Raw genomic sequence first — 11,699 nt, 5'->3', positions numbered from 1 at the left:
CTGCCGGGAGGCCATCCGTGTCACTGACACGAGGCGTAACCCCAACCTCTCCACCGATCCACGGAGCCCCGAGCTTGTCACTCATCAGCCTGCAAGCCTTCCGGAATCCCCTGACACCCCCGTCCGTGTCACCAGCTCCCCGATCGAGATCTCGTCCTTGACGCATTCATCAGAATCCTCTCGGAACCGCGTGGACACGTATGCGTCCGCCATTTCGCAGGAATGAAGAGTTTCCTCCACGGCGCGTTCCCGATCCACGTTGACCTCCATTACGGACTTCAGCTCGCAATCTCAGACAAACATCTTCTCGAGCAGGGACTTCTTAACGTTCTCGAGCATGTCCAACTTACGCTGATGAAGGGCGATGAGAGAGTCCAGACGTATAAACAGGGTCGAAAACAGATTCTGCTCGTCAGGAACCGGATAGCAGATTTGAACTTCAGCGATATCTGAATTATGGACATGAACTACTGATTTACCCTGAGCACGCATCGCAAGATCTTGATGTGCAGGACCGTAGGTGATTCCATAAGCAAGAAACTCTGGTTTCAAGACACCCGACGGAGTTGCGACATTGAGATCACCGCCAAGAATGACTCCTGGTCTATCCAACGATGCGGCGACCGCGATTTCTTCTGCACTCTCACCGGATGCCGGAACAAGGACTTCTCCTCCTCGAGAGATCACCGAATCCGCACGTTCATCCGCATAGGTATCAATACCTCGAATACAGGTTTGATAGTGAGTATACAGTCGCCCGTACAGAAGAATCGGTGTGCCTTTGTCGGAAACATCCGCTTTACTGTAGCCCTGCCCCTTCCGGAACGTGCAAACCTCACCCAGCTGACGCTGTTCCCAAGGGGCAGTAAATCCAGCAAATCGGATCTCCGGAACATCCGAACCGGGCTTCGGGAACATTTTTTCCAATAGAGACTTTTTGACGTTCGTCAACTTGTCGAGCTTACGCTGATGAAGGGAGATAAGACGATCAAGACGCGTATGGAAGCGGCCAATTTCTTTCTGCTCGGCGTTCTCTGCCGCAACAGAGATTTCAATTTCTAAGAAGTCATCAGCAGCAATATTAAGCAATCCATGATTCCTGGCGCCTTCCGCCGCCCGTTCTGCAACACCCCTATGCCAGCGGTCAGTTTCAAAGAATACCGCAAGAAAATCCGAATTGACCGTTAATCTGCCCTTGGGTGCGAAGACAATATAGAGCGTTGAAAGCACGCCTTTTTCGTACAGATCTAGCCGCTTGACAGTGCCGAATGGGTAGCCATCGGAGGAGCTCTTGTTGTAGGCAAAATCGCCATTGAACACCAAGTAGTAGCCACTAACATTTCGACTCGCAACACGATTATTGAAGTATGCGATCTGGTCGACCAACCCGTGTTGGGCTGAGATAGTCAGCGGCAACGTCGACTCATTATTGACATTCTTTCGCACGAGCCTATTGACGAGCTCGCCCAGCTGACGCTGTTCCCAAGGATCCGTGAACCCCTTGAAACGGATCTGCGGGACATTCCTTTCTTCAGGCATTTATTCACCCCCGAGCAGGCGCTCGAGCTCGCCGATGGCTTCCATGTCGGCGTCGCTACCCGTGAGGTCGCCGAGCAACGCGGAGAGCTCACGCTCGGTGTCGGCGATCTCCTGGGAGACGTCCGCGAAGGTGGACTCGTACTTCTTCGCGAGCGCACGCACGGCCGCCACGCATTCGGCAACCTTAGCCTCCGCCAGGCCGGCCAGACCTTCCATGAGGGGCGAGCTCCACTTGTCGTGGAGAAACACCAGGCCCTCCTCCACGCTCAGGCCTTCCAATCGCTCCTTCGTGTCATCCTCAAGCTTGCGCGATGCAGCCTTGACGTCCCTATCGAGTCCACTCTTCGACTCCAGCAACGACTTCGCCTGCAGGGCAATCCGCTCCGTTGACTCCTCCGGGAAGTCCTCCGGCACCGCTCGCGGCTTCACCCCCACACCCTTGAGGTAATCGACTACACCCTTGCGCGCGAACGCCGTCTTGGCCTCGTTGAGCAGGTCGTCTGGAGCATCTTCGGGTAGGCCCTCAAACAGAGCGGTCAGCTCCTCCCCGGCCTCGGCAGCCCTGCGCTTCAAATCTTCCAGCTCGCCCAGCTCGTCGCTCAGCAGCCTGCGCTGGATGAGTTCGAACGGCAGGATCCTTCCCACGAATCCCTCTTGGACCTCCACTTCCTTACCGTTCTTCTTCCGCACCACCATGTTCGGCGCCACGGCAGTGATCGCCGAGTCCCCCTCGGTCTGGATGATCTCAAGATCCTGGCCCATCTCATCCCATGCCTCGTCGAGAACCTGGAACGCATCGTAGTAGTCGATAAGCGGGATGCCATCCAGCGACTCCTCGAGCAACGCCGCGAACATCCCCTGCTCCGCGAGCGCGTTGACACCCATCCGCGCGTCAATGAGGCGCTTCTTGATGTGGGCTGGGAAGGAACCCACAGCCTGGCCGAAGCCCGAACGAAAAGCGGCCACGGCGTCGTCGTTGGACACAACCTCCTCAACGTCGACATCCCGAGCCGCGATCGCGTCCCCGCTCACGTCAAACAGCTTCTCCTGCAGACCCGGCCACGCCTCCCAGAACGGTGACAGCCTGCCCAACTCATCCGCCGGAATGCCACCGAAAAGTAGGGCGTGCAGGTTCCATGGTTCCGCCGGCTCCGAGGAATCGACGTAGCGAGGGATGTTGAGGTTGTAGTCGTTAGCGCGGATCTCCTCGAGTGAAACCAAGCGGCTGAACTTGTCCACCTCGCGGCATCCCGCCACCGTGTCCGTAATCCGCTGGATATCCGAAGCACGCAGCACGTTTTGCTTTCCAGCCTTGACGAAGTTCTTCGAGGCATCCACGATCAGGACATCGCGTTCCGTCCTCGCCTTGCGCAACACCATGATGATCGTGGGAATACCCGTGCCATAGAAAATGTTCGCCGGCAAGCCGATCACCGCCTGGACATGGCCGCGCTCCAGCAGGTTCTGGCGGATCTTGCCCTCCTCACCGCCACGGAAAAGCACGCCGTGCGGCAAAATGATCGTCATGATGCCGTCAGGCTTCAAGTGGAAAAGATCGTGGAGCAGGAACGCGTAATCCGCCTTCGACTTCGGGGCCACACCATAGTTCGCAAAGCGCGGGTCGAGCTCCTTGTCCTCCGGCTCCCACTGCTGAGAATACGGAGGATTCGACACCACCGCGTCCACAAACAGCGGGTTATAGGTTTCCTCCTTATTCTCCTCCGACTCAAACCACGGCCAGTCCGCATCCAACGTGTCACCATTACGGACCTCGATGTTGTCCGGCAGAATCCCGCGCATCACCAAGTTCATACGGGTGAGGTTGTACGTGTTCTGCTTCAGCTCCTGCGCAAAGAACTTGATGTTGTCCTTGCTCCCATTTCGGCGAGCCACGGCCGCGCCGATGTTGATGAGCAGTGAACCAGATCCGGAGGTCGGATCATAAATCTCGATGTTCTCGCGGTCCCGCAAGTGCCAGGCCACAATCTCACTCATCAGCAACGACACCTCGTGCGGCGTGTAGAACTCGCCCGCCTTCTTACCCGCGTTCGCCGCGAAATTCGAGATGAGGTACTCGTAGATGAAGCCCAGCACGTCATAGTCCTGCTTGCCCCCCATCGGGATGTCCTGGATGAGGTAGATGAGGTCACGCGCCGCCTTCGACTGGGCGCGGGCATCCGTACCCAACTTCGAAAGACCCGACTGAAGCGTGTCAAAAATGCCGTTGAAGACCTTCTTGCGAGCCGGGTCAATGTTGCGGCTAAACGCGGAGAGCGCGTCGCGAACGTTATCGATGCCGAAATCATTGCCCTTGGCCAGCCACGTGCCAAACAGGTTCTCGTAAGAAATGAAGTAGCCACACAGGTCTCGGGTGTACTCGACGATCTCGACGTCGTCCTCCGTCAGCGCCGTCAAGTCATCCAGCCCGTCCCGCCTCAGCCGCGCCACCTGCTCTTCAGACAGGAACTTGTAGAAAATGAAGCCAAGAATGTAGTCCTTATATTCATTCGCCTCGATCTTCGAGCGCATACGATTCGCAGACTTCCAAATCCTGGAAGCAAGCTCCTGCTTATTCATCACTCAACCCACATTCTACTTCGACTCCGGCACCAACGCCGACATGCTGCTTGCCATGTTACTGGAGGAGAAGCGGGCACCTGAGCAGGCCGGCCGGTCGTCGTCTGGGTGGGCTTGCCCGCACGCCGGCCGGTCGCCGTCGGCCCGGCCCCAGCCATAGACCCAATACACCACCAATTGAGAAGAGCCTAAAGCGTCCTGGGTGGAAGTCGCGGCCGACCAGATCAGGACACATATCTAATCTCTTCGAGCTACGAGTTGTCACCGGTGATGTGCCCTTGCCTCTACCCGATACTCCAGCTATGCACATCAGTCTAGCAGTCTGTTCTCAACTAACCGCGATGCCATTACGGTGCAGGGCCTGCCACATTTTCCACACTCCATAGCTGCAATCACGCGCGTCATGCATGCTCTTCGCGCGTTCAAATGAGTGCCATGTCCCGCACGGCTCTGACGCTCTGCCCGCGGCACGAAGCCGGACGTTGTCCAGGCTCATGTCCCCCTCACCAGGCGACGGCAACCCAGCCTTACGAGCAGCCTGAACCCACTGCAGGAGACAGCTTTGAACGCGCCACACAAATTCGTATACAAAAAGCGGCGAGGCCACGGGATCTCTCCCGTGGCCTCGCCGCTTTTGTGTTAGTCAGCGACTCAGCGCAGTGACTGTTCTACAGCTCAGCGCTTCGAGGGGCGCCTGCGCACTGCGAGCAGTCCCACGCCGCCGGTGATCAGCATAGCTGCTGCAACGAGTGCCGCTGCGACGCTGGCGCCGGTGTGCGGCAGAGACCAGCTACCAGAGCTGCTCGAGCCCGCCGGGTTGCTACCGTGCCCACCCGAGGTGCCAGGAGTCTGAGCTCCATCACTCGGCTTGTCACCGGGCGTGGAAGGCTGGCTCGGCTCGTCGCCGGGCGTGCCGGGTTCAGTCGGGTTGCTGGGCTTGTCACCCGGATCCTCGGACGGGTCCTGCGTAGGCTCGTCTGACGGATCGTCGGTCGGGTCCGGGGTCGGCTCTTCGCTCGGGTCCTCGGATGGGTCCGGGGTCGGCTGTTCGCAGTTGCACTTGGCGCCTACGCGCAGCTTGCGCGGCTGCGGTTCGGTCACGACCTTCTCGGTGGTCTCCGGGTCACCGACCGGCTTGCCGTTTTCGAGCTTCCAGGTCTTGGTGATTTCCTTTTCGCCGAAAGCGCCAGGCTGGTCCTCAACGATCTTGCCGACTTCGAGGTTCGGGTCGTACTCGATGACCGTGTCGAACGGGATCTTCTCGGTGTGCTTATCGGTCAGCTCGGTCTGGTTCTTGGCCGGACCAACCTCGACGATGTGCTTAACCGGATCGCTGATCTTTTCGGAGGTGTCCTCCGTGGAGATCTTACCGTTTTCGGCGTTCACCTTGACGGTGTGCTTGACCTCACCCTGCTTACCTTCCTGGACAACCTTGGTTTCACCAGGCTGCAGGTCAGGGTTGACGCGCACCTCGACGTCGAACGGAGTCTTCTCAGTCCACTCGATCTCGGTGGAGGCGGGCTTGCCCTTCGTGCCGACCTTGATGATCTGCTTGACCGGCTCGGTCACACGCTCGGTTTCGGTCTTGGAGTCCACAACCTTCGAGTTCTCGATGGTCAGGGTAGTGGTGACCTTGTCCTTACCAAGCTTGCCTTCCTGAACAGTTTCCTGCTTCCCGGCTTCCATCGTGTCGTCGAAGATGACCTCTGTCTCGAACGGCACGTCCTTGGTGTACTCACTGGTGTGAGTGCCTTCAGTGGTGGTCTTGGTGCCGACACGGATGATCTGCTTGACCGGTTCCTTGGTGCGCTCAGTCGTCACTTCCGGGTCACCCGAGGGCTTGCCGTCCACGATCTTCTGAGTCGAAGTCACAACCTCGGTACCGAGTTCACCCTTCTGATCAACCTTCTGCTGACCTTCTTCCAGGGTGTTGTCAAAGACGATCTCGGTTTCGAACGGAACAGGCTTCTCGACCTTGGTCACCAGCTCGCTCGGAGCTAGGCCGGGGCCGTACTCAACGATCCGCTTGACAGGCTCCTTGGTGGTCTTCTCCTCGGCTACCTCAGCCTTATCGCCCTCGGCCGTGAACTTAGCGGTATAGGTCTTCTCGCCGTTCTCACCTTCCTGAACAACCCGGGTTTCACCAGGCTTCAGGTCCGGGTTCTCGCGAACCTCGGTCGGGTACGGGATCGGAACCGTCCACGTGACTTCCTTGGCGCTCTTAGCAGGCTTAGTGCCGACGATGACGACCTCGTTCACCGGCGCCTTGGTCTGCTCCCAGCTGCCGTCCTTGTTCTGCTTTTCTGAGCCCGGCTCGCCCTTGGTCTCAACCTTGTACTCGCCGGCAGGGATGGTGTCGTCGTACTTGTATTCGACCTTGAACGGAACTTCACGGGTAGGAACGTCAACAACGTTCACCACTGCGTAAGCGCTATCCGTGGAGCCGTCTTCGTAGGAAACGGTGACGGGAATCTTGACCTGGTCGCCCGGCTTTGCATCCGCAGGTGCGGTTGCGGTTACCTGGCCGTTCTCGTCAATGCGGGCATCCCAGCCGGCCGGAATTTCACCCAGCTTGTAGGGGTTTTCCTTTGCGACGTTGACGTTGTCTGGCTTTTCCAGAGCAACTGGTAGTGTCGCGGTCTCGCCCGGGTAGACCGTTTCTACAGGGTAGGTCGGCTCAGCTTCCCAGCTGTTGGTTAGCTTCACCACGGTGGTGACAGGCACCAACGGAGTTGAACCGTCTGGGGTTTCAACAGTGACGTTGATGGTCTTGCTGTCACCCGGCTTGGCATCTGCCGGAGGGGTAGAAGTGACGACACCGGTGTTCGGGTCGACCTTGTACTTCCAGCCGTCAACCTCCTGCTCGGTGATCGGTTGGTCGTTCTCATCCTTACCGAACGAGAACTTCGACCCCTTAGGGGCGTCCTGAACGTTGTGGTTCACAGCCTGGTTCGGGCCGGTGGTCTGCACGTCGTATGACGCGTTGATATCGCCTTTCAGAACGACCACGGTGCCCTTGACCTCTTGCGGCTTGTCAACGTTGTCGTAGTAGGCAAGAACCGGCACGTTCAGGATGTAGCCCTCTGGAGCGGTCCGAGGAATGGTCGTGGTGATTTCACCAGTGGTCTCATCAATCTTGACGGTCCACTTACCGCTCTCATCTTCGACGGTGTACTCGGTCTTACCTTCCTTGAAGGTGTAGCGCTTCGGCGCCTCATCGCTCGTGTTACCACTCAGGCCGCGCTCTGGAACCTCAGGCTTGAGAGTGACCTTGGCGCTTGGCTTATTGGTCACCGTGCCGTAGGTCGGGATCTTGATGTCAACGATCGCCTGGAACTGGGTCTCGATTTCGTCCGTGGTCTGGTCCGGGTAGGTTGCCTTCACCTTCGGGGTGATGATGGTGCCCGGCGCCACGGTGTCGTCGGCCTTCGCAGTGACCTTGCCGGTCTCATCGATAGTGACAGTCCAGCCTTCAGGAACGGTGGACTCATCGATCTCGAACTTAGCCGGGTGAACCGGCTTGTAGCCCTTCATGATGGATTTCGTGCCCACCTGGGCGGTCAGCTCGTCGCCAATCGTGCCCTTCGTCAGACCCGGGCGTACGAGGTCGGTGACCTGGGTGTTGTTCGGGTCAACAACGACGAGCAGTTCAAGCTTGTCAGTGGAGCCGTTGGAGTACTCCACTGTAATAACAGGGCGCGCGAAGGTGCCCGGACGCGGATTCTCCGGGGCGGTGACGGTGACGTTGTAGTCCTCGTCCATCTCCACGGTCCAGCCCTCGTAGACGTACCTCTCGTCGAGGGTGACCTTAGCTTCGAAGCCGCCGTCGCCCTTCTTCTTTGCCAGTTCCTTAATCAGGTCAGCGGTCTGGGTGAAGGTGACCTTCTGCGGCTCGGTCGCAATCGGGCCGGTAGCGCTATCGACGCCGGAGACGATCGAAGCCTCGGTCTTGTCGTACTTCGGGGAGTGGTACTCCGTGTCATCCAGGGAGAAGGCCTTCGAGTCGATGACGTTCGCCTTGTTGTAGCGAGTCAGCGAATTGGAGCTGTCGAAGACTTTGCCTTCGCCATAGAGGTTGTTGTTCTTGTCAGCAGCCTGGAGCTGGTCCACGGTACGTGGCTTAGCCAGAACGGAGAAGCTCACGTTCTTGTCAGTGGCCAAGTCGGTACCGCGATACTCAGGCCAGGTGAAGTAGATCTCGCCGGTCTTTTCGGCGATACGCAGGTTCTGCGTACCGCCGGACGCTGCCGGGTCGGTGGTGCCGATGAACTTACCGTTGCCGCCGTAGGCCTCCACGACCATGCGAGACATCGAATCGTCCGTGCCTTCGCCCTTGACAGCAGGAACGTTGATCTTACCGACCTTGGTTTCCACACCAGGGACGATAACGTGCTTCTCGAAAGACTCCCACGACACCGTGATCGGGTTACATTCGATGTTCTCGCTCGGCCACGGGTTTACGATAGCGCTGAATCCAGCACTGTTACCTTGCGAGGCATACGGTCCGGTCGGGTTCTCTTTCTTGTAGTTACTTTGCCAACCGTAACGCACAGGGTTATCGGCAGTGGCCGAGGCGAACTGTTTGATTTTCTCCTCGGTCAGCTCTGCATAGATATTAACGTTTCGTTGGCGGACGGCCGCAGTAATCTCAATGTTCTCGTCAGCCTTGTGGGTGACGTTCTTGTCAAGGAAGGTCTGACCGACTTCCATGGAGGGCAGCTCGCCGACATCCAGAACGCCGCCAAGTAGACCCGAATTGGTGAAGCTCCAATCAGCGAATGTGCGATCTTTCGAGTTATCAAAAGACACACTCACGCCCCATAGGGTTTTCGAGGGGCTCGTTGCGCTTGGCTCCAACGTCTTCCACGTGAAACCCGCCTGGCTGCCGTCCGGAGTGCTTTCAGAGACAACGCACGATCCAGCCGGGAGGTCGGAAGCCTTCTGGGCGTCCTTCTCCACCGCGCCGGACGTGTCTCGGATGCCGCCGGTGAAGGTTGACGCGGACGCCGGTGAGGCCGTCACGAGGCTGGATCCGGCAGATGCGCCCAGAGTTAAGGCGAGGGCTGTCAGTGCAGCACTCGGGGCACGCAAAAAGCGCCTTCCCGGTGTCGAAGCTTTAGATAAATCCATCCCTAAGTCCTTCCAATCTTCTATATGACTTCTGCGGCAGCCGGAGGACGGGGCGGCGCGCAAGAACACTCTCCACCGCCGGCCTCGCAGGCTCGGGGTCGGCAGGTTTGTAAAGGAGTTAACAGCATTCGCATCTAGGATACTGCACTTTTCTTGCTTTCGACACTGCGCGGATTTCGCATATCCGAGGCGGCCAACAATTGAACAGCAAGGCGTTGAGGGATACTCCCCTACGGGCGTTTTGTCAGTGAGCATAAGATCACATAGCGATCGTCAAGGATTGGTTCTAGATGCTCTCACCTTGGGGAGGATGGCGATCTGTTTCCGTTGCTGACCGCGTAGTTGCGGGCCGCGGTGATCTCCTGGTCGCCCATGCCGTCGCCGACCAGAAGGATGCCGTTCTTCCCGCCGGTCTGGCTGACGGGGTCGCACACGAACGCCGTCTGGTCGCCACTGCTCTGGTCGACGTCGCAAGGGCGAACCACACCCAGTACAGGACGACGCCGGTCAGTACGATCCCGAGCACCGCGCCCAGCACCTTCATGACCGGGTAGCGAGCCGCCAGCAAGGCGAACGCGTGTTGATTCGCCACGGCACCACCTCGAAAGCTTTTGCGTCACGGCAGCCAGGCCGCTTGTGGGGTGGGTGAAGGCAAGGCGATCCCGCAGGCGGACAGGGCGGCTCGGGCGTCGTGAACAAGAGGGCCGGGCAGGCGGACGCACGGGCACCCGCTAGAACCGATAGGGTAAGGCTTTATCTTGACGTGAAAATACTCCGCGGACATTGTAGTGTGAGCACCAGAAGAATAATCAGGTGACAACCGGCACACGCCGGGATTTTCGAAGGGGAAAAGAATGTCCGATTACAAGCTCGTCTTCCACATCAACGAGAACGACCGCTGGCCGTTCACCCTGCGCTCCGTACGCAACTTCATCCGCGCCGACGACCGCCACCGCGCAGTGGTGGTCGCCAACGGCGGGGCCGTCCGCTCCTTCTCCCAACTCGAAGCCGACCCCAACCGCATGGCCCGCATCCGCGGCCTCGAAGCCGAAGGCGTGTCCTTCGTGGTGTGCCAGATCGCGCTCGGCGAGCGGCAAGTCAAGGAAGAGCTCATCCCCGAATACGTCAAGGTGGTCCCCGCCGGCATCGTGGAGATCGCCAAGCTCCAGTCCGAGGGCTACGGGTACGTCAAGGCCTAAACCTGCGAACCGAACGACACGTCTGCCCGCAGCACCGTGAACTTCGCGTTCCGGGCCAGCTGGCGCGTGCGGCCCACCCGCCGCTCCACCTCCGGGCGGTAGCGCAGATGGTTGTTGTGGACCATGTAGAGACGCCCGCCGGGGCGCAGGAGGCGCGCGGCCGCGTCGAGCAGGTCCTGGACGAGCGTGGCGTCCAGCGCCGTGCCCGCGTGGAAGGGCGGGTTGAGGAGCACGACGTCGGAGCTCCCGGTCGGCTCCTGCCCGGCGGCGTCGTCCCAGGTCACGCGGGCGCGGTCTCCGAACTCGGCGAGGGTGAGGCTGGCGGAGACGACGGCGTCGGCATCGGCATCCGTGGCGAGCACGGTGGCGTCGGGCAGGGTGGCAAGCACGATGCGGGCAACGGTTCCGTTGCCGCATCCGAGGTCGACGACGCTGCGGCCGGTATCGACCTCGCTCGGCGCCTCCCAGGAATCCCACGGGTTTGCGGCGAGCTTCGCCTTGCGGCGCTCGGCACGAAGCTCGGCCAGGGCGGTGTCGGCCAGTAGCTGGCCGCCGTGGTCGACCTCCGCGCCGGAGAACACCCCGCCCACGCCCACGATCGTCCCAGCCTCCGTTTCACGGGATGCCGGCTCGTAGCCCTGGCCCGTGCGGCCGGTGCCCACAAGGCAACGGAACTTGCCGCGGCCGCGGGAGGCGTGGACGTCAGTGAAATAGCGGGCGAGCGTGGCGTTGTGCCCGCGATCCATATGCTTGTTATTCGCCCCGAAGATAAGGGCGCCGGCGGGCACGGACCCGGCGAGATAGGCAACCTCCTCCAGCGACTTCGGGGTGTGGCCGAGCGCCACGTCAATCTTTTCCGTAAAGAACTCATCGAGACGCAGGGGACCGTCCGCGCCCGCGATCCGCACGCGATCGCGGGCGCCCAGCTCACGAGCCATCCGATCCGCCTCGCGCGCCTGCATCACCGTGCGCGAGGCCACCCACACCCGCTCGGCGGCATCAAGGGCGCTACGCAGGAGGGTGGCGGCGGGGTCGTCGAGGATCGCCACGGACGCGGCGCCCGGCGCTTCGGCCGCCACCACGTCCAAGATCAGCTGGTCAAGGGTTGAGGTCATGTCACTTCCGCCTTCAGTCGGTTCCCGCACATCATACCCACTCCCGCTGGCCCGCCCTGTGGGCCACGTGGCGGGGCAGCAAACGCCCCGGCGTGGCTAACTGGTGAATCTGAGCCCGAAAGCCCCGTTTTCAGCAACG

The 11,699-nt window shown here is 59.9% G+C and carries 6 protein-coding genes; 1 reads left to right on the top strand and 5 read right to left on the bottom strand.

Features of this window, described 5'->3' with window-relative positions; genetic code table 11:
• Positions 1-291: 291 nt before the first annotated feature.
• The 4 genes from QPC17_RS00865 to QPC17_RS00850 all read right to left on the bottom strand — a co-directional run bounded on the left by QPC17_RS00865 (position 292) and on the right by QPC17_RS00850 (position 9,731).
• Positions 292-1,539, bottom strand: coding sequence for a restriction endonuclease subunit S (locus QPC17_RS00865; protein WP_285347367.1), 1,248 nt, complete (start codon positions 1,537-1,539; stop codon positions 292-294).
• Complete coding sequence (locus QPC17_RS00860; protein ID WP_285347526.1) at positions 1,540-4,116, bottom strand: type I restriction-modification system subunit M; 2,577 nt, start codon at positions 4,114-4,116, stop codon at positions 1,540-1,542.
• A 675-nt stretch (positions 4,117-4,791) separates the two neighbouring features.
• A complete protein-coding gene (locus tag QPC17_RS00855) occupies positions 4,792-9,246 on the bottom strand; it encodes a G5 domain-containing protein (RefSeq protein WP_349018033.1) in 4,455 nt (1,484 codons plus the stop codon).
• Between the two features lie 296 nt (positions 9,247-9,542).
• Positions 9,543-9,731: a hypothetical protein gene (locus QPC17_RS00850; protein ID WP_285347365.1), complete on the bottom strand. Its 189-nt coding sequence runs from the start codon at positions 9,729-9,731 to the stop codon at positions 9,543-9,545.
• A gap of 369 nt (positions 9,732-10,100) precedes the next feature.
• On the opposite strand from QPC17_RS00850, the gene QPC17_RS00845 reads away from it, so the two are divergent.
• Positions 10,101-10,445: a DsrE family protein gene (locus QPC17_RS00845; RefSeq protein ID WP_070445715.1), complete on the top strand. Its 345-nt coding sequence runs from the start codon at positions 10,101-10,103 to the stop codon at positions 10,443-10,445.
• Here the strand turns inward: QPC17_RS00845 and QPC17_RS00840 are convergent.
• Complete coding sequence (locus QPC17_RS00840; RefSeq protein ID WP_285347364.1) at positions 10,442-11,560, bottom strand: class I SAM-dependent methyltransferase; 1,119 nt, start codon at positions 11,558-11,560, stop codon at positions 10,442-10,444. The genes QPC17_RS00845 and QPC17_RS00840 overlap by 4 nt on opposite strands.
• Positions 11,561-11,699: the final 139 nt, after the last annotated feature.

Origin of the sequence: Trueperella bernardiae, from assembly GCF_030246965.1 — a bacterium.
Lineage (GTDB): Bacteria > Actinomycetota > Actinomycetes > Actinomycetales > Actinomycetaceae > Trueperella > Trueperella bernardiae.
Note: the sequence above shows the minus strand (reverse complement) of the source record. Positions and strands in the feature narration are given on the sequence as shown.

Coding starts and splice junctions, on each gene's coding strand:
- QPC17_RS00865 (WP_285347367.1), bottom strand. CDS start 1,539: ATGCCTGAAGAAAGGAATGTCCCGCAGATCCGTTTCAAGGGGTTCACG.
- QPC17_RS00860 (WP_285347526.1), bottom strand. CDS start 4,116: ATGAATAAGCAGGAGCTTGCTTCCAGGATTTGGAAGTCTGCGAATCGT.
- QPC17_RS00855 (WP_349018033.1), bottom strand. CDS start 9,246: ATGGATTTATCTAAAGCTTCGACACCGGGAAGGCGCTTTTTGCGTGCC.
- QPC17_RS00845 (WP_070445715.1), top strand. CDS start 10,101: ATGTCCGATTACAAGCTCGTCTTCCACATCAACGAGAACGACCGCTGG.
- QPC17_RS00840 (WP_285347364.1), bottom strand. CDS start 11,560: ATGACCTCAACCCTTGACCAGCTGATCTTGGACGTGGTGGCGGCCGAA.